Annotated in this window: 16 protein-coding genes; 11 read left to right on the top strand and 5 right to left on the bottom strand. The window is 67.1% G+C overall.

Going from position 1 to position 21,498, the window contains the following annotated elements; genetic code table 11:
* Window positions 1-106 precede the first annotated feature (106 nt).
* The 7 genes from ACSQ1X_RS15980 to ACSQ1X_RS15950 all read left to right on the top strand — a co-directional run bounded on the left by ACSQ1X_RS15980 (window position 107) and on the right by ACSQ1X_RS15950 (window position 10,496).
* Window positions 107-1,150 (top strand): o-succinylbenzoate synthase, encoded by a 1,044-nt coding sequence (locus ACSQ1X_RS15980; RefSeq protein ID WP_436058354.1) that lies wholly within the window; start codon window positions 107-109, stop codon window positions 1,148-1,150.
* Window positions 1,151-1,315: 165 nt separating this feature from the next.
* Complete coding sequence (locus ACSQ1X_RS15975; RefSeq protein WP_436058353.1) at window positions 1,316-3,400, top strand: PhoX family protein; 2,085 nt, start codon at window positions 1,316-1,318, stop codon at window positions 3,398-3,400.
* A gap of 249 nt (window positions 3,401-3,649) precedes the next feature.
* Window positions 3,650-5,449 (top strand): arginine--tRNA ligase, encoded by a 1,800-nt coding sequence (gene argS, locus ACSQ1X_RS15970; RefSeq protein ID WP_436058352.1) that lies wholly within the window; start codon window positions 3,650-3,652, stop codon window positions 5,447-5,449.
* Between the two features lie 292 nt (window positions 5,450-5,741).
* A complete protein-coding gene (locus ACSQ1X_RS15965) occupies window positions 5,742-7,163 on the top strand; it encodes an extracellular solute-binding protein (protein WP_436058351.1) in 1,422 nt (473 codons plus the stop codon).
* A complete protein-coding gene (locus ACSQ1X_RS15960) occupies window positions 7,160-8,119 on the top strand; it encodes a carbohydrate ABC transporter permease (RefSeq protein ID WP_436058350.1) in 960 nt (319 codons plus the stop codon). The genes ACSQ1X_RS15965 and ACSQ1X_RS15960 overlap by 4 nt, the downstream gene beginning before the upstream one ends.
* Window positions 8,120-8,127: 8 nt before the next feature.
* Window positions 8,128-9,030 carry a carbohydrate ABC transporter permease gene (locus tag ACSQ1X_RS15955; RefSeq protein ID WP_436058349.1) on the top strand — a complete coding sequence of 301 codons (903 nt, stop codon included), beginning with the start codon at window positions 8,128-8,130 and terminating at the stop codon, window positions 9,028-9,030.
* Window positions 9,031-9,053: 23 nt separating this feature from the next.
* On the top strand, window positions 9,054-10,496 hold the full coding sequence (locus tag ACSQ1X_RS15950; protein WP_436058348.1) for a glycoside hydrolase family 32 protein: 1,443 nt from the start codon (window positions 9,054-9,056) through the stop codon (window positions 10,494-10,496).
* Window positions 10,497-10,575: 79 nt separating this feature from the next.
* On the opposite strand, the gene ACSQ1X_RS15945 is transcribed toward ACSQ1X_RS15950, so the two are convergent.
* Window positions 10,576-11,682 (bottom strand): LacI family DNA-binding transcriptional regulator, encoded by a 1,107-nt coding sequence (locus tag ACSQ1X_RS15945; RefSeq protein WP_436058347.1) that lies wholly within the window; start codon window positions 11,680-11,682, stop codon window positions 10,576-10,578.
* Window positions 11,683-12,011: 329 nt separating this feature from the next.
* On the opposite strand from ACSQ1X_RS15945, the gene menD reads away from it, so the two are divergent.
* Together menD and ACSQ1X_RS15935 are read left to right on the top strand one after the other, a co-directional pair.
* Entirely contained in the window at window positions 12,012-13,811 is a 1,800-nt protein-coding gene (gene menD, locus ACSQ1X_RS15940) for a 2-succinyl-5-enolpyruvyl-6-hydroxy-3-cyclohexene-1-carboxylic-acid synthase (RefSeq protein WP_436058346.1), read from the top strand.
* A 981-nt stretch (window positions 13,812-14,792) separates the two neighbouring features.
* Complete coding sequence (locus tag ACSQ1X_RS15935) at window positions 14,793-14,966, top strand: hypothetical protein (RefSeq protein ID WP_436058345.1); 174 nt, start codon at window positions 14,793-14,795, stop codon at window positions 14,964-14,966.
* Between the two features lie 160 nt (window positions 14,967-15,126).
* On the opposite strand, the gene ACSQ1X_RS15930 is transcribed toward ACSQ1X_RS15935, so the two are convergent.
* The 4 genes from ACSQ1X_RS15930 to ACSQ1X_RS15915 form a co-directional block, all read right to left on the bottom strand.
* Window positions 15,127-15,939 carry an amino acid ABC transporter ATP-binding protein gene (locus ACSQ1X_RS15930; protein ID WP_436058344.1) on the bottom strand — a complete coding sequence of 271 codons (813 nt, stop codon included), beginning with the start codon at window positions 15,937-15,939 and terminating at the stop codon, window positions 15,127-15,129.
* A gap of 11 nt (window positions 15,940-15,950) precedes the next feature.
* Complete coding sequence (locus ACSQ1X_RS15925; RefSeq protein WP_055802677.1) at window positions 15,951-16,742, bottom strand: amino acid ABC transporter permease; 792 nt, start codon at window positions 16,740-16,742, stop codon at window positions 15,951-15,953.
* Between the two features lie 94 nt (window positions 16,743-16,836).
* Window positions 16,837-17,640 carry an ABC transporter substrate-binding protein gene (locus tag ACSQ1X_RS15920; RefSeq protein WP_436058343.1) on the bottom strand — a complete coding sequence of 268 codons (804 nt, stop codon included), beginning with the start codon at window positions 17,638-17,640 and terminating at the stop codon, window positions 16,837-16,839.
* 188 nt (window positions 17,641-17,828) lie between these two features.
* Entirely contained in the window at window positions 17,829-19,247 is a 1,419-nt protein-coding gene (locus ACSQ1X_RS15915) for an isochorismate synthase (RefSeq protein WP_436058342.1), read from the bottom strand.
* Window positions 19,248-19,378: 131 nt separating this feature from the next.
* Here ACSQ1X_RS15915 and ACSQ1X_RS15910 point away from each other — a divergent pair, with 131 nt between their 5' ends.
* Entirely contained in the window at window positions 19,379-20,152 is a 774-nt protein-coding gene (locus tag ACSQ1X_RS15910; protein WP_436059350.1) for a demethylmenaquinone methyltransferase, read from the top strand.
* Between the two features lie 11 nt (window positions 20,153-20,163).
* The gene (locus tag ACSQ1X_RS15905) at window positions 20,164-21,498 is read left to right on the top strand and encodes a geranylgeranyl reductase family protein (RefSeq protein ID WP_156372408.1); all 1,335 of its coding nucleotides are present in this window, start codon (window positions 20,164-20,166) and stop codon (window positions 21,496-21,498) included.

Genomic DNA, 21,498 nt, shown 5'->3' with positions numbered 1-21,498 from the left:
CGTGAAGCTCGCCCCCAGTCGCCGTCGGCCCTACCAAGGACTTGTTGGCCCAGGCGCTTGAAGCGCGGGCCCCGTCACCGTCAGACGTGGCCGGTAGAGTGAAATCATGCCCGCCGACGTCAAACGCCAGTTGCCTGATTCGTTCCCGGCTTTGCCTTCGCTGGAGCAGCTTGCGGCGTCCGCCCATGTGGTGAGCCTGCCCATGCGCGTGAAGTTCAGGGGCATCACCCGGCGCGAGGCCCTGCTGCTGGACGGCCCGCTCGGCTGGGGGGAGTTCTGCCCCTTTCCCGAATACGACGACGCCGAAGCCGCCCCCTGGCTCGCCTCCGCCATCGAGGCCGGCTGGGAGGGGTTTCCGCCTCCCGTCCGCTCCGTGATTCCCGTCAACGCCACCGTTCCCGCCGTTGCCTCGGACCGTGTTCCGGACGTCCTGGCCCGCTTCGGCCGGGTGGACGCCGTCAAGGTCAAGGTGGCCGAACGGGGCCAGACGCTCGACGACGACGCCGCCCGGGTTGCCGCCGTCCGCAGCGCCCTCCCGGACGCAGCCATCCGGGTGGACGCGAACGGCGGCTGGGACGTGCCCGCCGCTGTCGAGGCACTGACCCGGCTGTCCGCCGTCGGGCTTGAATACGCCGAGCAGCCGGTGCCGGACATCGAGGGCCTGGCCGAAGTGCGCCGCCGGCTGCGGGCCGCCGGCATCCCCGTGCTGATTGCCGCGGATGAAAGCGTACGGAAGGAATCCGACCCCCTTCGTGTGGCTCGGGCGGGCGCGGCCGACCTGATCGTGGTGAAGGTGGCGCCGCTCGGGGGAGTGCGGCGCGCCCTGGACATCGTGGGGCAGGCCGGGCTGCCCGCCGTCGTCAGTTCCGCGCTGGACACCTCCGTGGGGATCCGCGCCGGGCTGGCCCTGGCGGCGGCGCTCCCCGAACTGCCGTACGCGTGCGGGCTGGGAACGGTGTCACTGTTTGAGCAGGACATCACGCTGGACCCGCTGGTGGCCGACGACGGCGCCATCCGCGTCCGCGACGTCGCCGCCGACGCCGGGCTGCTGGAGCGCTACGCCGCTTCCCCGGACCGCCGGGACTGGTGGCTGGAGCGCCTCCGCCGCGTCCACGCCCTGCTGGCATCCCCGGCAGGCGACCGCCCGTAACCTCCCCGCTGCCCCCACCCCGGACGCTCTCTCACTTCCCGCGGGTTTTCCTGTGACCCGCTCTCACTCCTTCCTGTTCACCGGATCTTCACCTGTCTGACAACTGCCGGTTGGGATCCGCTGGAAGGGTGGGCGGGACCGCATCACATCCCTTGGAAGGCCCCCATGTCTGATACGACCGGACGTAAGTTTGCCCTGCTACCCATGCTCGGCCACACCAAAGGCAAGCGCAGCCCCGTCACCTGTGCGCTGAAGTGCGACAACGCCTGCTCGGGCGAGGTCTGCAACACCAGCTCCAACAGCTACTTCCGCGACATCGCCTCTGCCACGATGTCCCGCCGCGCCGCCCTCGGCTTCGGCGCCGCCGGCGCGCTCGCCGTCGTGCTCGGCAGTGCAGTAACGTCCGCCGGAACTGCAGTGGCCGACGGCGGCACCGGCCTCGCCGCCGCAGCAAAGGACGGCTTCGGCAAGTCCAAGCTGCAGTTCACCGCGATCCCGTCCATCGCCGCGGACGTGGACAAGCTGACCGTGCCCGCAGGGTTCACCTGGCAGCCGGTGATCCGCTGGGGCGACCCGATCTTCAACACCGCGCCGGACTTCGACCTCAACAACCAGACGGCCGCCGCCCAGGAACAGCAGTTCGGCTACAACAACGACTACTCGGACATCCTGGAGATCCCCGGCAGCAAGGGCCGCCGCGCCCTGCTGTTCGCGAACCACGAATACACCAACGAGAGCATCATGTTCCCGGCCACCATGCCGGCCGCAGACGTCCGGAAAGTCGGCCAGGCCGCGCACGGCCTCACAGTGGTGGAGCTGGAGCGGAAGAACAAGAACCAGCCGTGGAGCTACGTCAAGGGCGCCGGGCTCAACCGCCGCTACCTGAACAGCACGGTCTACGAACTCACGGGTCCCGTTGCGGGCTCTTCGCTGGTGAAGACCAAGGGCGATGATGCGGGCCGCTGGATCAAGGGCACGCTGGGAAACTGCTCCGGCGGCACGACGCCCTGGGGCACCATCCTCTCCGGAGAAGAGAACTTCAACGGCTACTTCGTCTCCCCGGGCACGTCCGATTACGACAAGCGCTACGGCCTGACGAACAAGCCCACGGCCCGCCAGTGGGAACTCGACGATCCCCGCTTCGACACCCGTAACGCCGACTACGCAAACGAGGCCAACCGCTTCGGCTGGATCGTGGAAGTTGACCCGTTCGACCCCACCTCCACCCCGAAGAAGCACTCCTCGCTGGGCCGCTTCAAGCACGAAGGCGCCAACGTGATCGTGGCCGAGTCCGGCCATGTGGTGGCTTACTCGGGCGACGACGAGCGCTTCGACTACCTCTACAAGTTCGTCTCCAAGGACAAGTACCGCGAGGGCGACCGCAAGCACAACATGACTCTGCTGTCCGCGGGCAACCTGTACGTCGCCAAGTTCACCGGCAACTCGCCCGCCGCGGAGATCACTGGCACCGGAGCGGTTCCGTCCGACGGTTCGTTCGACGGCACCGGCGAGTGGCTGGCGCTGGTTGAGAACGGCGTGTCGAAGGTGACGGGCATGTCCGTGGAAGAGGTGCTGGTCTACACCCGCCTGGCCGCGGACAAGGTGGGCCCCACGAAGATGGACCGCTGCGAGGATGTCCAGCCCAGCCTGCACACCGGCAAGGTCTACGTGGCCTGCACCAACAACTCCGACCGCGGCAAGGTAGGCAAAGAAGGCGCCACCGAGATCAACCCGCGCAACGCCAACCGCGACGGCCACATCGTGGAGATCACCGAAACCGGCGACCAGACCTCCACCAAGTTCACCTGGAACCTGCTGATGGTCTGCGGCGATCCGGCCCAGGGCGACGTCACCTACTTCTCCGGCTTCCCGGTGGACCAGGTCTCGCCGATCTCCTGCCCGGACAACCTGGCGTTCGACTCCGTGGGCAACCTCTGGATCTCCACCGACGGCGCCCCCTCCGGCATCGGCCGCGCGGACGGCCTGTTCAAGGTCACGCTCGACGGTGCTGAGCGCGGCAAGGTGGAGCAGTTCCTGGCCGTGCCGCGCGACGGCGAGACCTGCGGACCGATCATCCACGACGACGAGCGCACCGTCTTCGTCTCTGTGCAGCACCCGGGCGAGGACGGGACGTTTGACGCGCCCAACTCGTACTTCCCGGATTACGTTCCGGCAGGCACGACGCCGGCGCGCGGCCAGGTCCGTGCCCCGCGCCCGTCCGTGGTCCAGGTTTTCCGCACGGACGCCTAGGACCGACTGGCCCCATCCAGTACGGACGCTCTCTCACTTCCTGCCGGGTTTATTGGGACGCTCTCTCACCTTTGGCGGGTTTCTTCAGAACGCTCTCTCACCTCCACGGCCGCACGGCCGGGAGGTGAGAGAGCGTTTCTATTTAGGCGGCAGGAAGTGCGAGAGGGTTCCGGATTTAGCCGCAGGAAGAGATAGAGCGTCGGATGGGGGTTGGGCTGATAATTTGAGTTTGTGAATAATCCGGCCGAGATGGTTGTCCCCAGAGTCCAGGCAGCTATTGCCCAAGCGTTCGGCGAAGAGTTCCGGGACACCGATCCGGTGGTCCGGCCCTCGCAGTTCGCCGACATCCAGATCAACGCCGCCATGGCCCTTGCCAAGAAGGTGGGACTGCCGCCACGCGAGGCTGCCGGCCGGATCGTCGAGGCTCTGGAGCTTGACGGCCTCTGCACCGCCGTGGAGATCTCCGGCCCCGGCTTCATCAACCTCACGTTCGACGGCACCTGGATCGAGGAGTTGCTCAACGCCCAGGCTGACCCCACCCGGGCTTCCCAGCCCCAAGGCGGGCCGGAGACGCAAGCCCGTCGCGTCGTCGTCGACTATTCCTCCCCAAACGTCGCGAAGGAAATGCACGTGGGGCACCTCCGCACCACCGTGGTGGGGGACAGCCTGGTCCGGGTCCTTGAGGCGCTGGGCCATACGGTGATGCGGCAGAACCACATCGGCGACTGGGGCACGCCCTTCGGCATGCTGATCGAGCACTGGCTGGAGATCGGCGAGGATTCACCTGAGGCCGCGCTGCTGGTGGAAGATCCCAGCGCGTTCTACCAGGCCGCGCGGGCAAAGTTCGACGGCGATGCGGACTTCGCGACGCGTGCACGCCTTCGCGTGGTGTCACTCCAGTCGGCCCACGAGGAGACGCTGGAGGTCTGGCGGCGGCTGGTGGACCATTCGAAGGTCTACTTCAATGCCATCTACGCCACGCTGGGAGTCAGCCTCGAGGACGAGCACATCGCCGGCGAAAGCTCCTACGATCCCCATTTAGCACAGTTGTGCCAGGAACTTGAGGAGCGCGGCCTGGCCCGTGTGAGCGAGGGGGCGCTGTGCACGTTCCCCGCGGGCTTCACCGGCAGGGACGGCGAGCCGCTGCCGCTCATCATCCGCAAATCCGACGGCGGCTACGGGTACGCCACCACCGATCTCGCCACCATCAGGTACCGGGTGCAGGAACTCCATGCCGACCGCATCCTGTACGTGGTGGGAGCCCCGCAGAACGTCCACCTCCGGATGGTCATTGAAAGCGCCCGCGAAGCCGGATGGCTGCCGGACACCGTAGAGGCCACGCATGTGCAGATCGGCAACGTGCTGGGCGAAGACGGCAAGATCCTGAAGTCCCGCTCGGGCACTCCGGTGAAGCTCATGGCCCTGCTGGACGAGGCCGTGGACCGCGCCCGCGCCGTGGTGGATGCGAGCCGCCCCGACCTCTCGGAGGACGAACGCGCCGTCACCGCCCGGCAGGTGGGGATCGGGGCCGTGAAGTACGCCGACCTGTCGGTGGGGCACGACACCGAGTATGTCTTCGACTTCGACCGGATGCTGGCACTGAGCGGCAACACGGGCCCCTATGTGCAGTACGCCGCTGCCCGGATCCGCTCCATCCTGCGGAAGGCCGAGGAGGCCGCTACTGCGTCGGCCTTCGAGTCTGGCGAGGTGGCGGACTCTGGCGAGGTGGCGGACTCTGGCGACGTGGCGGGGGAGTCGACGGCGGGAGCGAGTATCGCCGTCGTCGAACCGGCCGAGCGGGCCCTGGCGCTCCACCTGCTGGAGTACGGCGCGACCCTCCGGAGGGTGGGCGAACTGCTGGAGCCGCACCGGCTGTGTGCGTTCCTGTTCGAACTCTCGCAGCTGTTCACCTCGTTCTACGACCAGTGCCCGGTGTTGAAGGCGGACGAGTCCGTCCGCCAGTCACGGCTCGCCCTGTGCGCACTCGTCCTCCACAGGCTCTCCGAGGGGCTGGACCTGCTGGGCATCGAGACTCCGGAGAACATGTAGCCGGAGAACATGTAGCTGCAGGCTGAGCCCGACGCTCTCTTCGGTTCCGTCGGGCTCAGCCTAAACGCCCTCTCATCTTTCGCGGCATGGCCGCTCGAGATGGGAGGGCGTTTCTCGTTTTGCGGCAGGAAGTGAGAGAGGGTTCGGGGTGAAGCGGCAGCAAGTGAGAGAGCGTCGCGAAAAATGCGGCGGGAAGTGAGAGAGCGTCGCAGTGAGGCGCAGGGTTGTGATGCTTGACACGTGTTAGGTCGTTCATCTACAGTTCCTAACACGTGTTAGGAAGGAAATTGACATGACCGGAGCCACAAACGGGCACCTGCGGGAAATCACCCGCCGTACCGCCCTTGGTGCCCTCGGCGCGGGAATTATCGGAGCAACCGTGGCATCGTGGCCGCGGCTCTCCGGAACGGACATTCCGGGCCGCGGGGACAACAGCCTCAGCATCGCCATCATGGGCACCGCCGCAGACGCCGCCGCCCGCCAGCGCGCCATCGACGCCTTCACCCGACTCCACCCGGAGATCAAGGTCAAGGTCCAGGCCATCCAGGCCGTGGACTGGAAAGACTTCTTCACCAAGATCCTCACCATGGTGGCTGCAGGCACGCCGCCGGACGTGGTCTACGTGGCCACCGAAGGCGCCCAGCTGTTCGCGGAAAAGCTCGCGCATCCGCTCGACGAGTACGTGCGCCGCGACGCCGCTGACATGCGGGAGTTCTTCGAGGACGTGCACCCCAGCCTGGTGGAGGCCTTCATGTACAAGGGCAGCCTGTACCAGCTCCCCATGGACTGGAACGCGGCCAACATGTACTACAACACCACTGCGTTCGCGCAGGCCGGACTGGAGCGCCCGGCGGATGACTGGACCCACCTGGACTTCCGCAACAGCCTCGCCGCCATGCGCAAGGCGCGGACCTCGGACTTCACCCCGTATTACTGGACCAACCGGCTCTTCGGCGGTGTGGTTCCGTGGCTCTACGCGAACGACACCAGCTTCCTGAAAGAGACCCGGTCCACCGGCGGGGAGTGGCTCTGGGATGGCTTCTACGCCAGCGATCCCTCCCGCAGCCTCCGTTCAGGCGGATACCAGTGGCTGGAGCCGAACGCCAACGACGACCGCGTCTTCGAGTCCTTCGACTACCTCCGCGGACTGGTCAAGGACGGGCTCGGCGTCCGCCCTGAGGAGGGCGGCGGCAGCTCGCTTGTCGGGCTGTTCGCGTCCAACCGCATCGGTACGACGCCGGCCGGCGGCTACTGGGTGCAGGGCCTGCACGAGGCCGGGATGGGCGAAAGCGATTTCGACGTCCAGTTCTTCCCGCGCTGGAAGACCCAGCGGCACCAGTTCGGCACCGCCGGCTACGCGATCATGAAGACCGCCAAGGACAAGGACGCCGCCTGGGAATGGATTAAGTTCAGCTCCAGCCACGAGGCCATGGAACTGATCTTCCCCAACCCGATTACGACGCCGGCGCGCCGCTCCATGGTCAACGAGCAGCTTTACGCCGGCAAGGGACCCGCCCACTGGAAGGTCTTCTACGACACCCTGGACAGGTTCCCCACCACAGGCCCCATCCCGGCCCCACCGCAGCAGGCCGCCGTCGAAACGGCCCTGATGAAGAACGTTTCGCTGGCTGTCAGCGGCGACGAGCGCCAGCTCAAGCAGGCCCTCGCCTCCATGCAGCGCGACCTTGAACTGGCCCTGAGGAGGCAGTCATGAGCACCACCACCCCGCCGCGGGAGCGGCCGAGGCAGGCGGCCGGGCAGGCCGTGCCGGCCCAGCACCAACCCACGGCCAAGTCGCGGCACAGCCAGCGTTGGCTTGCCTGGATCTTCCTGGCCCCCACCATCCTCGGCATGGGCCTGTTCACCCTGATCCCGATCGTGGCCTCCGTGGTCCTTGCCTTCTTCCGCTGGGACATCATTTCTGCGCCGACGTTCGTGGGCTTCGACAACTTCTCCGAAGTGGTCCAGGACCCCACCGTCCGCGTGTCCTTCCTGAACACCATCGTGTTCGTGGTGGTGGCGGTGGCCTTCCAGCTGGGGCTCGCCCTGGCGCTGGCCATCATGGTGCAGGAGAAGATGCCGGCCTGGCTGCGCGTGTTCTTCCGTTCGGCCTTCTTCTTCCCGCTCATCCTGTCCGCGGCCTCGGTATCCATCTTCATGCGATACCTCTTCAACGAACAGTTCGGCGTGGTGAACTGGTTCCTGTCCCTGGTAGGCATCCCCGCGGTGCCGTGGCTGACCACACCGGGCGGGTCCGCCGCCGTCGTGATCCTTGTCTACGTGTGGCAGAACTTCGGGTTCTCCTTCCTGCTGTTCATCGGCGGCCTGGCTTCCATTCCCGTGGAGACATACGAGGCAGCATCGATCGACGGCGCCACCGGCTGGCGCAAGCACCTGCACGTCACGCTGCCCCTGCTGAGCCCCACCACCCTCGTGGCTTCGGTGATGGCCATCATCAGCGCCCTGCAGGTGTTCGACCAGCCCTACGTGCTGACACGCGGCGGCCCCGGCGACTCCACGCGCACCGCCGTCATGGTCATCTTTGAATCGGCCTTCCAGCGCCTCGAGTTCGGTCAGGCGTCCGCCATCGGCGTGCTTCTCACCCTCATCATCATGGCCATTACGGCCGCGCAGTTCCGGCTCAGCAAACGATTCGTCTTCTACCAGTAAGGCCAGCCATGACAACCACTACAGACCACGGCCTGGCTGGGCATTCCCCCCGGCTCTCGGAAGGCCTCCCCGAAACGTCTCCCACGCGGCGCAGGTTCAGCTGGAGTTTCGCCCTCCGCGTCGGCCTGCTGCTGATCGCGGCAGCCCTGACGCTGGGCCCGGTGCTCTGGACCCTGTCGACCTCGCTGCGGTCGCCGTCGGAATCCTTCAAGCTGCCGCCGTCGTTCTTCCCGTGGAACCCGGACTTCACGTCCTACGGTGAAGTATTCCAGCAGCTGAATATCTTTCTCCTCGTCCTCAACAGTGCCCTGGTGACCGGCCTGATCGCGGTGGGCCAGATGGTGTCCGCGGCGATGGCGGGCTACGCCTTCGCGCACCTGAAGTTCCGCGGCCGCGGTGCACTCTTCTCGATCGTGCTGGCCACCATGATGGTGCCGGTGCAGGTCACGATCGTGCCCGTCTTCATGCTGATCCGCGGCATGGGCCTCTCGGACACGCTGCTGGCGCTGATCCTCCCGGCCATTCCGACGGCGTTCGGTACCTTCCTGATGCGCCAGTACTTCATGGGGCTCCCCGCCGAACTGGCCGAGGCCGCCTCGATCGACGGAGCCAGCCCCTGGCGGACGTTTCGTTCCGTATATGCACCACTGGCGATGCCCGGCATGGCGATCGTGGGAATCCTCGCATTCAACTTCCACTGGAACGAGTTCTTCCGCCCGCTCATCCTGACCATCTCCGAGCAGAACTTCACGCTTCCGCTGGGACTTGTCTCGCTCCAGGGCAACCTGGGAACCGGCAGCATCTCAGTAGTTCTCGCAGGCGTAGTCCTGTCCATGATTCCGGCGCTGGTGGTCTTTATGTTCGGCCAGCGCGCACTCCAGGACGGCCTCACTGCCGGCACCGGAAAATGACCTACTCACCGAAAGGCCCCGCAATGCCCGCCACGGACCTCGCCGCCGTCCACTTCGACGACGTTGCCGCTTCCCACCCCGACCCCGCGTTCCCGCACTTCCACCCGCGCCCCGCCCGGGGCTGGATCAACGACCCCAACGGCATCAGCTTCATCAACGGCCGCTACCACGTGTTCTTCCAGTACAACCCGGACTCCGCCCGGCACCACAAAATCGCCTGGGGCCACGTGAGCTCCGCGGACCTGGTGCGCTGGGAGGAACACCCGGTGGCGCTGCGCCCGCAGCACGGCGGGCCGGATGAGTACGGCTGCTGGACCGGTGTGGTGACGGACGACGGCGGTGTTCCCACCGCCGCTTACTCGGGCGTCCGCGGCGACGGCGGCCACTCGCAGGTTGTCATCGCCCGCGGCTCGGAGGACCTGGTCCACTGGGAGCAGACGGGCCACGTGGCGGCCTCGATGCCCGACGATGAACAGGTCACTGCGGTGCGTGACCCGTTCATCTTCCGGTTCAACGGAAGGCGGTACGCCATGCAGGGTGCCGGGCTCGCCGACGGGCACGCCGCGCTACTGCTGTACACGGTCGAGGACATGTCCGACTGGAAGTACCAAGGCATCTGGCTGACCTCGGAGAACCCGGTGGCCGCCGAGTCCACGCCGGCCGAGATCTGGGAATGCCCCCAGCTGGTGCGGGTGCCGGATGCGTCCGTGGATTCCTCCGGCGGCGCAGGCGATTCCGGAACCTGGCTGATGATGTTTTCGCTCTGGCTTTCGGGTGACGCGCACGAACACGCCAACGGCGTGGGCCATCTGGTCGGTTCGCTGACCGAGGACCCGGCCACCGGACTGCCGGTGTTCACGCCGCGCGGCGGCGGCAAGTCCGACCTCGGGCGCGACTTCTATGCGCCCCAGATCGTGGCGCTCGAAGACAGGGCCCTGCTGTGGGGCTGGGCCAACGAGGGACCGGGCCGCGACGGCCGCCGCGGCCGCAGCCAGGACGAAATCGACGCCGCCGGCTGGGCCGGTGTCCTGACATTTCCGCGTGATCTGTCGGTGGTCGACGGTGCCCTTGCTGTCAGCCCCGCTCCGGAAATCGACGCCTACCGTGGGGCGATGACGGCCAGCCACGCCGCTGGATCCGTTGTGCTGCCTGCGTTTGCCGAGGTCTTAGTGACAGGCCGGACTGGTTCGGGCGGCGGGGACGGTTCCGGCGGTGGCGGGGACACCGCCGTCGAACTCCTGCTCGTGGGGGACGGCAGCCGGCAGACAGTGTTCAGCGGAACCATCGAACCGGGGGAGGAGCTGCGGGTCTTCGTGGATGCCTCACTGGTGGAGGTCTACCGGGCGGGTTCCGTGGCCACGACGCTGCGGGCCTACCCGGCTGCGGGGGAGCAGTGGCAGCTGCAGCTTCCGTCCGGTGCCACGGCGGACGTCTGGGAACTGGAGCAGCCCTCGGGGCAGGGCTGACGAGTCCCTCGCGGCTAAACCGGCCGGGCCTTAGCGCCCGGCCGGAGTCAGCGTCCGCCTGGAGTCAGTCCGCCTGGCCTTAGCGCCCGGCGGGGACGGGCCCGGTGGAATCCCGGACCACCAGGCGGCAGGGAACCATCGTCTGGGAGCTGGTCGTGGGCTCAGTGCCGGTAGCGGCGCCGGCGCTGGCGCCCGGGCCGCCGCCGTCGTCCTTTCCGTTCGGAACCGCTTCCACCTCTGTGAGCAGCGCCGTCATGGCCGCTTCGCCCATTTCCCGGAGCGGAAGGGCCATGGTGCTGAGCGCCGGGACCATGGTTTTGGCGACGCGGAATTCGTCGTCGTAGCCCATGACGGACACGTCCTCCGGAACGCTCAGCCCCAGCCGGTAGCAGGCCAGCACGACGCCGATTGCCAGGCGGTCGTTAGCGCACAGGATCGCGGTGGGGCGGTCGAATGGTTCCACGCCGTCGAGGAGTTTCATGGCGCCGTGGAATCCGGCGTCAATATCCCAGCCCACCTGGATGACCCGGTCCTCGTTGACAGGCATGCCCGCGACCTTGAAGGCATCGCGGTAGCCGTCGATCCGCCGCGGCGCCGCAGGGGTCAGGGAGTCACCGGCCAGGAATGCGATGTCCCGGTGGCCGAGCGACATCACGTGCCCGGCAGCTTCGCGTCCGCCGCGGACCTCGTCGGGAATCACGGCCGGAAGCCCTGCCTCGGGGCGGTCGTCGAAGCAGTTGGCCAGGATCGACGGGACCCGGGCCATGTTCGGCGGGACGTGCAGCGGACGCAGGCCCACCGTCACATACATCAGCCCGTCCACCTGCCGATCCAGCAGCGTTTCCACGGCGCTTTCGTCCCGGGACTCGTCCAGTTCGGTGTCCATCACCACGGTGACAAAGCCGTGCGACCGTGCCACCGCGTCCGCACCGGCGATGATGTTGCCGTCGAACGGGCTGGTGACGACCTGGTCCGACACGATGCCGATGACGCGCGACTGCTGGTTGCGCAGGCTCAGGGCGATCTTGTTCGGCGAGTAGTTGAGGGCAGCCGCCGCTTCCCGGATGCGCTGCTGGCTTTCGAGGGCAACGTTGCCGTCGCCCCGCCCGTTGAGCACGAGCGACACAGCGCTGCGCGAGACACCCGCCAGCTTGGCGACGTCCAGTGCGGTGGCCTTGCGGTTCATGGGCTGATCCTCCGGGTGGGAAACACTGCTTTGCTGCAGTTTACCTAACTCGTGTGAGCTGGTGTGCGGCTTGCGATCCTCTCTCACTTCCTGCCGGCTTTTTGGCGACGCTCTCTCACTTCCTGCCGGCTTTTTGGCGACGCTCTCTCACTGCGTTGAAGAAAGTGAGAGAGCGTCGGGGTGAGACCGGCAGGAAGTGAGAGAGCGTCGGGGTGAGACCGGCAGGAAGTGAGAGAGCGTCGGGGTGAGACCGGCAGGAAGTGAGAGAGCGTCGGCGTGAGACCGGCAGGAAGTGAGAGAGCGTCCGGGGTTGGTGGCAGACTGGTTTGGTGACTTCTGAGAACCCGCTGGACCCGCTCGATGCCTACACCGCCGCCGAGGATGCCCCCCTCTCCGAAGGCGAGCCCGCAGGCACCCCAACTGAATCGGCAGTAGGCACCCTCACCGCGATCGAGGCCGCCCGGGTGGCTGTCAAAACCCTGCTCGACGGCGGCGTGCGGTACGTGGTGGTCTCGCCCGGTTCGCGGTCGGCACCCATGGCCTACGCGCTCGCCGAGGCCGACGCCTCCGGCCGCGTGGAACTCCTGGTCCGGATCGACGAGCGCTCGGCCGGGTTCACCGGCCTTGGCCTGGCCTTGTCCACGGGAGCGCCGGTTGCGGTGCTCACAACGTCGGGCACCGCCGTCGGGAACCTCATGCCGGCCGTGATGGAAGCCAACCACGCCGCCGTTCCGCTGGTCGTGCTCTCCGCCGACCGGCCCGAAGAACTGCGGGGGACCGGTGCCAACCAGACCACGGACCAACTGGACCTCTTCGGCGAACACGTCCGGTTCGCCGTCGACGTCCCCGCCGGCACCGACCCGCAGCGCGCCGTGGAGACCGCCCTCAGCGCGGCCACCGGCGCCTTTGAGGACACCCCGCCGGGACCCGTGCAGCTGAACCTTGCCTTCCGCGATCCGCTGGTCCCGGCAGCCGGCGACCACCTGCCGGAAGCAGCCGGTCCCGGAATCTGGCAGATCGGCCGCGGCCCGGAGCCGCTCACCCTTACGCCCGCTGACGCCGGGCTCGAGGAACGGCGCACCGTGGTGCTCGCCGGGCACGACGCCGGGCCGGTCGCCGAAGCCTTCGCCCGCGCGCACGGCCTGCCGCTGCTGGCCGAGCCGTCCTCCAACTCGCGGTTCGGACCCAACGCCGTGGGCCCCTACCGGCTGCTGCTGGAACACTTCGGCCCGGAGGCCGCGCAGCCAATCGAGCGCGTCGTCCTGTTCGGGAGGCCCACGCTGTCGCGGCCAGTGGCGCAGCTGCTGGCCCGTGCCGATGTCCCCTCTGCCCTCTACCAGCCCGTTCCCGTGGCCTGGTATGAGCCGGGCCGCCGCACCGAGCTCCCGTTGGACAACCTCAGCGACCTCGCCGATTTCTCCGGCCGCGGCTCCGCGGCATGGCTCGACACATGGCTTCTGGCTGGTGCCGCCGCCCAGCATGCGCTCGACCGGGCGCTGGCCGACGAGCCGTCCGCCACGGGACCAACGGTGGGCGCACTGGTGTGGCAGCACACGCGCGGGCAGCTGATGCTTGGCTCCTCCAACGGCATCCGCGACGTGGACCTCGCCGGCCAGCCCACCCCCGAACCGCAGGCCACCGTCTTCGCCAACCGCGGCCTCGCCGGGATCGACGGCACCATCTCCACCGCCACGGGCATCGCGTGGGGCGGCCGGCAGGAAACCACCCTGCTGGTGGGCGACGTCACCTTCCTGCACGACGCCGGCGGCCTCCTCCTGGGCTTCGCCGAAAACGACCCGCTGCTGCGCATCGTGGTCCTGAACGACGCCGGCGGGGCCATCTTCAACCTCCTGGAGCACGGCGCTGTGCAGGAATCCGGTGCGTACGGGAACGCCGTTGAACGGCTCTTCGGCACCCCGCACAGAGTGAACATCGCGGCACTCGCCGCAGCGTACGGCGTCGAACATTGCTCGGTAAGTACGACGGCGGAACTCGCCGATGCGCTTACCGCGCCGCGGCAGGGCCGCAGCATTATTGAGGTCCGCACGGACCGGCAGGGCCTCCGGGAGCTGCACGGCCGGATCAAGGCCGCAGTGGGAGACGCAGTGCGGGGTGTGCTGGCTCCATAGCCCGCGACGCGTTTCCGGCCTGGCGACGCGCAAATGGATCTGCGACGCGCGAATGTGCTCCCGCGCCCCGCATAACCCGCGCGCCGGGACATCTGCGCGTCGAAAAGGTGCCACGAGGGTTCTCCACATACGAGCACACGTCCCTGGTGCCTGCGGCATGCTCCTGACAGCTTGAATGCATGCCGGACCTCCCGCCCCTCCTCCTTGCCCGTGACTGCGGGCTGCGCGGGCTTACTGCCAAGGACCTGGCGAAGCGGGTGCGGTCCGGCGCCCTGGTGAGGATCCGCCATGGTGTGTACACGGACGGGGCAGCCTGGCGGGAGCTGAAAGACTGGCAAAAGTATCGGCTGCAGATCCAGGCCGCGGGTGAGATGTTCGAAAAGCCCACCATTTTTGCCAGGCATTCCGCGGCAAGTGTGTGGGGAGTTTCCACCATTGGCGCCGTGCACTCTGTTCAGGCATTGGCACTGACGAACGACGGCGGGAGGTCGCGGGCGGGGGTCAGGCGCCACTTCGCGGCACCGTCCGGCTTGGAAGTAGTACGGCGGGACGGGCTGCTGGTCACGTCCCGGGTCCGCACAGTCCTGGATCTGGCTGCGTTCACCCCGTTCGCCGAGGGTGTGGTCCCGCTGGATCATGTACTTCGGCCGGACGCTGCCGCACAGCTGCCAGCCCTTAGCAAAGACGAGCTCAGGGCGGGAATCGGATCAATCTATAGCGCGGCCAGACAGCGCAGGATCCACGCGGCGCTGGACTTCGCTGATGCCCGGGCCGGTTCCGCGGGGGAGTCCTACAGCCGATCGCTCCTTCACCTTGCAGGATTTGAAGTGCCGGTCCTCCAGCAGGAACTTCGGGATGGGCAGGGTTTGATTGGTTACACCGACTTCTATTGGAAGCGCGCCAACGTGGTTGGTGAGTTTGACGGCGAGGAGAAGTACCTCAAACCGGAGTATCTCAGGGGGGCGCACGCCGTCCCAGGTCGTGGTCGAAGAAAAGTACCGCGAGGACCGGATCCGCGCCATCGGGTTCACCGTGGTCCGGTGGGTGTGGGCCGATCTGATGCAGCCGGGCCGGCTGGAACGCAAGCTGGCGGCGGCCGGGGTGCCCCGCCGTCGTGCCCGTTCAGCCGGTTTCGACGCGCAAAAGGTCCCGTGACGCGCAAATGCCCTGGCGCACCCGGAATTCCAGGTGCGCCAGGGCATTTGCGCGTCGAAAGGCACAGGCCGCGTCGAAACCGACGCGGGGCCGGCCCGAAACCGAACCGGGGCCGACCCGAAACCGACCCGAACCCGACCCGCGACAGCGGCCGAGGAGCCTACTTCGAGATGTCGATGTGGGTCGGGTCCAGCACGCGCTTCAGGAATTCCTTGGTGCGGGACTGCGTGGGGGCGCTGATGACCTGCTCGGCCACGCCTTCCTCCACGACGACGCCGCCGTCCATGAACACCACGCGGTCGGCCACTTCGCGGGCGAAGCCCATCTCGTGCGTCACCACCAGCATGGTCATGCCCTCCTTGGCCAGGTTCCGCATGACGGACAGGACATCGCCCACGGTCTCCGGGTCCAGGGCCGAGGTGGGCTCATCGAACAGCATGAGCTCGGGGTCCATGCTCAGCGCGCGGGCAATGGCGACGCGCTGCTGCTGGCCGCCGGAGAGCTGGTCCGGGAATCGGTCGGCCAGATGGCCCAGGCCCACCCGTTCCAGGTTGGCGTGTGCCACTTTGTCCGCCTCGGCCTGCCCGCGCTTGAGCACCTTGGTCTGCGCGATGGTGCAGTTCTGCAGGGCGTTCAGGTGCGGGAACAGGTTGAACTGCTGGAACACCATGCCCACCTTGCGGCGCATCTTGTCGATGTCCACGTCCGGGTCGGTGGCCTCGAAGCCGCCCACATGGATGGTGCCCTCGTTGGGCTGCTCGAGGAGGTTCACGCAGCGCAGGAGGGTGGACTTGCCGGAGCCGGACGGGCCGATCAAGCAGACAACCTCGCCGGGGGCAACGTCCAGGCTGATGCCCTTGAGGACTTCGTTGGAGCCATAGGACTTGCGGAGGTCCTTGAGGGAGACTCCGGCGGCTTTCACGGCGGCACCGCGGGTGCCCGCGTTGCCTGAGGGATGTACGACGTCGTTCATGACTGTCCTGCCTATCGCTTCGTCCGCGCGGAGCGGCTTTCGAACTTCCGGGCCAAGAGGCTCAGCGGGATGGTGATCACCAGGTAGAAGGCGCCGGCCACGAGGAGCGGGGTGAGCCCTGCGCCGAGGCTGGAGATGCCATCGCGGCCGAACTTGGTGAGCTCGTACTGCGAGGCGGTGAGGCCCAGCACGTAGATCAGCGAGGAATCCTTGGTCAGGAGGATGACCTCGTTGGTCAGCGGCGGCAGCACGATCCGGAATGCCTGCGGGATCACGATGGACACCATGGCCCGCCACTGCGGCATGCCTAGCGACCGGGCGGCTTCGAGCTGTCCCTTGGGCACGGCCTGCAGGCCGGCGCGGAGCGTTTCTGCGATGTAGGCCGCGGCCACCATGCCAAGCGAAATCATCACCACGATGGTCACGTTCCACTGCACGCCGAACGCAAGCGGAACGCCGTAGCCGAAGGCGATGAACACCAGCAGCGCGGGAATGCCGCGGAAGAACTCGATGTAGCCGGTGGCGATCCAGCGGTAGAGCGGGAAGCTGGAGAGCTTCATGAGGGCCAGCAGCAGCCCGCCGGACAGGCCCACGATGAAGCCCAGGGCCGTGTAGATCAGGGTGTTCTTGAGGCCCGACAGGAAGATGTCCGGGAACATCGGGCCGATCTTGCCGAAGTTGAAGACGCTGGTGCCGATGGTCTTCCAGTCCGTGGCCAGAATCAGCGCGGCCACAGCCACAACGAAGATTCCGGCCTGGACGTACAGGCTGACTTTGGCTCGTTGACGTGCGGTCATTGCCATGGTGTTCTCACATTCGTTTTGCGCAGTTGAGGCCCCGTACGGACTCTCGTCCAGCGGTACGGGGCCTCAACTGCGTCGGTCTCAGGCCGGGGTGCTACTTGGCGGCTTCGCCGAACCAGGTGGTCTCGTACTTCTTCAGGGAGCCGTCGTCGGTCAGGCGCTTGAGGGTGGAGTTGACCTGGTCAGCCATGGCGGTGTTGCCCTTCTTGATGGCGATGCCCAGCTTCTCGCCCGTGGCGTAGTTCTCCACGCGCTTGTACTTGGAGTCATCCTTGATGGCGTAGCCAAGAACGGACTGGTTGCCCAGGGCGGCGTCGATGGTGCCGGCCTTGAGTGCCTGGACCAGGAGTCCGGTGTCTTCAAACTGCTGCGCGTCGAGGCCCTTGTCCTTGGCGTACTGGGCGCCGGTGGTGGCCTGCTGCACGCCCACCTTCTTGCCTTTGGCGCCGTCGATGTTCGTGATACCTGAAGCCTCGGTGGCCACCAGGGTCAGATCGTCGTTGAGGTACGGGTCGGAGAAGTCCATGACGGCCTTGCGGGTGTCCGTGATGGAGACCGAGGAGATCGAGACGTCGCAGCCGGTCAGGGCAGTACCTGTTTCAATGGCTTCGAAGGAGCTGTCCACGACGCTGAGCTCGGCCTTCAGGTCCTTGGCGACCTCGGCGGCGATGTCCATGTCGAAGCCGACGATCTTGCCGTCCTTCTGGAATTCGAACGGCTCGTAGGGAACGTCGGAGCAGACGGTCAGCTTGCCGGTGTTGATGAGCTGGACGCCGCCCGCGGACGACGCAGCGGGGGTGGAGCTGCCGCCGCAGGCCGTGAGGGAGAGGGCGCCGACGGCGAGGATTGCGGCTGCTTTGGCGGCCAGCTTTGCCGTGGCGGAGGACATGGGCTGCATAGTTTCTTACCTTTTGTTGCAGGGGTATGCGTGACTAAAACGGCTTATAGTGTATCGCCGAATAAGAGATGTGCATCACAGAAAACTTAGTTTCACTATTGGATAACTAATACCGAGGCTAGCGCAAGACCCCACGCCGCAGCATTGTCTGTAATCCCGGACTTCGGCCCAGGCCTTCCCCCGTGGCTCTAGCTCTTGATGCCCAGCGACTCGAGCATCGGCCGGAACTTGGCCCAGGTCTCCGCGAGCTCGGCCTCGGGATGGGAGCCTTCCACGATGCCGCAGCCGGCATAGAGCCGCACGGTGTCCGGCGCCTCGACGACGGCGCCGCGCAGCGCGATGCCCCATTCGCCGTTCCCCGCCGCATCCAGCCAGCCCACCGGACCGGCGTACGGTCCGCGATCCATGTGCTCCAGCTTGCGGATCAGCGCCCCGGCGACAGTGGTGGGGGTTCCGCAGACCGCCGCCGTGGGGTGCAGCGCGTTGATGAGGGCGAGGCAGGTGGGCACGTGTCCCTCCACCTCGGTCAGCTCGGCCTTCACATCCGAGGCCAGGTGCCACACGTTGGGCAGCTCCAGGATGAACGGTTCGCTGTGCGCGTTCATCGCCTCGGAAAACGGCGCCAGCTGCGTGGTGAGCGACTGGATCGCGATCTCGTGTTCGTGCCGCTGTTTCTCGGACCCGGCCAGCACGCGCTCGGCGAATTCCAGCGGCGAGCCGTCCATTCCCTCGGCGTCGCGCCGGTCCAGGGTTCCGGCAAGAACCCGGGCCTGCGCCGTGCGTCCCTCCACCTGGATCAGCATTTCCGGGGTAGAACCCACCAGGCCGTCGACGCCGTAGGTCCAGCATTCGCGGTACCTGACGGCAAGCTGGCGGAGGATCTCGGCGGCATTCACGCCTTCAGGAATTGTGGCCACAATGTCCCGCGCCAGCACCAGTTTCTCCAGCTTGCCGGTGCGGATCTCGGCGACGCCGGCCGTCACTGCCGCCATCCAGTCATGCTCGCTGAGCGATCCGGTTTCAAGTTTAGGTACGACGTCGGCGCCCAGGTTCGCGGCACTGCCGCCGCCGGGACGGCCGCCGGAAGCGGAACTGCCGCCTGAGGGGAGTCCGACGGCGGCAGTCAGGTCCTCGGGTCCGTCGCCCGGAGCGTCAAGCGGGTCGGCGTCAAGCCAGCGCTCCAGGGCGGCGAGAGCGCCCGCTTCGGTGAGTTCGCCGTCGTCGAACGTTAATTGGGTGAGCCAGGCGCGGCCGTCCCTGACCCCCACCACGACTTCGGGAACAATCAGCCGGGAGCGGTGCGTGGAAACTTTGGAGAACGCGAAGGAGCCGAAGGCCACGGGACCGGTGCCGGGGCAGTCCACGGAGTCGGTGACGTCCGCCTCGAGGACCAGGTGCCGCCACCAGATGTCGGCCTCGAGGAAACGCTCGGGCCCGGTGGCAGTGAAGCGGGCGATTTCGCCGAAGCCCACCAGCCCGGCTTCGCGGCGGGTCCAGCAGAGGACGTCGTCCCGTACCAGAAATGACGGCAGCCCCCCGGAGAATGATCTTCCATCCAGGGGGACTGTGAGTGTCTTAATAGTGCCGGTGCGGAGCGTGCTCGTCATGATGAGATAACAGTACTCCCGAGTGTGGCCGGCACCCTGTTGACCCCCGCCGCCGCGCTGCCCGGGCAGCCGCCGCCGCGCTGCCCCGGCCCCGGTTCGTGGGTCCGCCCAACATTTGAGACAATGTCATGGTGAACCGAGCATCCTTGGATAAGCGTCCGGACGAAGTAGCCACGATGTTTGACGACGTCGCCCCCAAATACGACGTCGTGAACGATGTCCTGTCCATGGGACAGACGCGCCGCTGGCGCCGGGTAGTCGTCGAAGCGATGGATGTGAAGGTGGGCCAGCGCGTGCTGGACCTCGCCGCCGGAACAGGCACCTCCAGCGAACCCTACGCGGACGCGGGGATCGACGTCATCGCCTGCGACTTCTCCCTGGGAATGCTCAAAGTGGGCAAACGCCGCCGCCCCGACATTGACTTCATCGCCGGTGACGCCACCCGCCTGCCGTTCGCTGACAACAGCTTCGACGCCACCACCATCTCCTTCGGTCTGCGCAACGTCAACGAGCCCAAGAAGGCCCTGGCGGAAATGCTGCGCGTCACCAAGCCCGGCGGCAAGCTGGTCATCGCCGAGTTCTCCCAGCCCGTGATTCCCCTGTGGCGCACGATGTACACCGAATACCTGATGCGCGCGCTGCCCGCCATCGCCGTGAAGGTCTCCTCCAACCCGGACGCGTACGTCTATCTGGCCGAGTCCATCCGCGCCTGGCCGGACCAGGACCACCTGGCCGGCTGGCTGCAGGAATCCGGCTGGGAAAAGGTCACCTACCGCAACCTCAGCGGCGGCATCGTGGCCGTGCACCGCGCGCACAAGCCACTGTCCGGCAGTGCCTCGGCCATCGCCAACCACACCGGCCCCGTGGCCAAGCTCCGCCGCAACATCACCCGGCCCGCGGGCTAGCCGAACCTGCCGTGAACGTACTGATCGTCGGCGCCGGCCCCGCAGGGTCCACAGCCGCCTACTACCTCGCCAAGGCCGGCATCCCCGTCACGGTGCTGGAGAAGACCAGGTTCCCGCGCGAGAAGGTCTGCGGTGACGGGCTCACTCCCCGCGCCGTCCGCGAGATCCAGAAGCTCGGCCTCCCGCACTCCGAGGAGGCCGGCTGGCGCCGCAACAAGGGCCTTCGGCTGATCGCCGGCGGCCGCACCATTGAGCTGCCCTGGCCGGAAGTCTCCGACTTCCCCACATATGGCCTGATCCGCACCCGCCTGGGCTTCGACGAGGAACTGGCCCGCCATGCCCAGGCTGCCGGGGCCACCATCCTCGAAGGGCACAGCGTCACCGAAGCCCTGCGCGCGCCGGACGGCCGAGTCATCGGCGCCCGCGCGGCCCTCCTTGACGAGTCCGGACGCAAGACGGGCGAGACGCGCGACTTCCATGCCGACGTCGTACTGGCAGCAGACGGAAACTCGTCCCGAACCGCCGTGTCCACGGGCATCCAGAAGCGCGACGACCGCCCGCTCGGCGTCGCCGTACGCACCTACTTCACCAGCCCGCGCCACGACGACGACTGGATGGAAGGCTGGCTGGAGCTCCCCGGCCGGGACGGCGGACTCCTCCCCGGCTACGGCTGGGTGTTCGGCGTGGGCGACGGCACCTCCAACGTGGGCCTGGGCATCCTGAACTCCTCCGCGGAATTCGGCAAGCTCGACTACAAACAGGTCCTGCGCGAATGGACAGCCGGCATGCCCGCCGAATGGGGCTTCACGCCGGAAAACCAGGTGGGCGAGATCCGCGGCGCCGCCCTGCCCATGGGCTTCAACCGCACCCCGCACTACTATCCCGGCCTGCTGCTCCTGGGCGACGCCGGCGGCATGGTGTCCCCGTTCAACGGCGAGGGCATCTCCTACGCGATGGAATCCGCCCGCTTTGCGGCCGAATACGTCATCGACGCCAGCACCTGGCAGAGCCGCTACGCCAAGTGGACACACGACGACGCCGACCTCCACTTCAAGGGGTATGCGGACTATGTGCGCGGCCAGTGGGGGAGCCACTTCACCCTGGGCCGCGCGTTCGCCTCGGTGATCGGTAAGCCGTCGGTGATGAAGCTCGCGCTCCGGACGGGCATGCCGCTGCCCGCCCTCATGAAGTTCGTAGTCCGGCTGATGGCCAACGTCACGGATGAATCAGCCAAGGGATTCGAGGACAGGGTGATCAGGCTCCTGGAGGCCCTGGTGCCTGCCACGTCCAACACCACCCTGTCCCCGTCCAGCTACACCTCCGCGGTTTCCGCAACAAAAAGTTAG

Origin of the sequence: Arthrobacter sp. LjRoot78 (assembly GCF_964254335.1) — a bacterium.
GTDB lineage: Bacteria > Actinomycetota > Actinomycetes > Actinomycetales > Micrococcaceae > Arthrobacter.
The sequence above is the reverse complement of the archived record's forward strand: the minus strand, read 5'-3'. Positions and strand labels throughout refer to the sequence as shown.

What these genes read in the sequence shown, in the direction of transcription:
- ACSQ1X_RS15950 (WP_436058348.1), top strand. Translation starts at nt 9,054, where the DNA reads ATGCCCGCCACGGACCTCGCCGCCGTCCACTTCGACGACGTTGCCGCT.
- argS (WP_436058352.1), top strand. Translation starts at nt 3,650, where the DNA reads ATGGTTGTCCCCAGAGTCCAGGCAGCTATTGCCCAAGCGTTCGGCGAA.
- ACSQ1X_RS15925 (WP_055802677.1), bottom strand. Translation starts at nt 16,742, where the DNA reads ATGGCAATGACCGCACGTCAACGAGCCAAAGTCAGCCTGTACGTCCAG.
- ACSQ1X_RS15945 (WP_436058347.1), bottom strand. Translation starts at nt 11,682, where the DNA reads ATGAACCGCAAGGCCACCGCACTGGACGTCGCCAAGCTGGCGGGTGTC.
- ACSQ1X_RS15930 (WP_436058344.1), bottom strand. Translation starts at nt 15,939, where the DNA reads ATGAACGACGTCGTACATCCCTCAGGCAACGCGGGCACCCGCGGTGCC.
- ACSQ1X_RS15965 (WP_436058351.1), top strand. Translation starts at nt 5,742, where the DNA reads ATGACCGGAGCCACAAACGGGCACCTGCGGGAAATCACCCGCCGTACC.
- ACSQ1X_RS15915 (WP_436058342.1), bottom strand. Translation starts at nt 19,247, where the DNA reads ATGACGAGCACGCTCCGCACCGGCACTATTAAGACACTCACAGTCCCC.
- ACSQ1X_RS15980 (WP_436058354.1), top strand. Translation starts at nt 107, where the DNA reads ATGCCCGCCGACGTCAAACGCCAGTTGCCTGATTCGTTCCCGGCTTTG.
- ACSQ1X_RS15955 (WP_436058349.1), top strand. Translation starts at nt 8,128, where the DNA reads ATGACAACCACTACAGACCACGGCCTGGCTGGGCATTCCCCCCGGCTC.
- ACSQ1X_RS15960 (WP_436058350.1), top strand. Translation starts at nt 7,160, where the DNA reads ATGAGCACCACCACCCCGCCGCGGGAGCGGCCGAGGCAGGCGGCCGGG.
- ACSQ1X_RS15975 (WP_436058353.1), top strand. Translation starts at nt 1,316, where the DNA reads ATGTCTGATACGACCGGACGTAAGTTTGCCCTGCTACCCATGCTCGGC.
- ACSQ1X_RS15920 (WP_436058343.1), bottom strand. Translation starts at nt 17,640, where the DNA reads ATGCAGCCCATGTCCTCCGCCACGGCAAAGCTGGCCGCCAAAGCAGCC.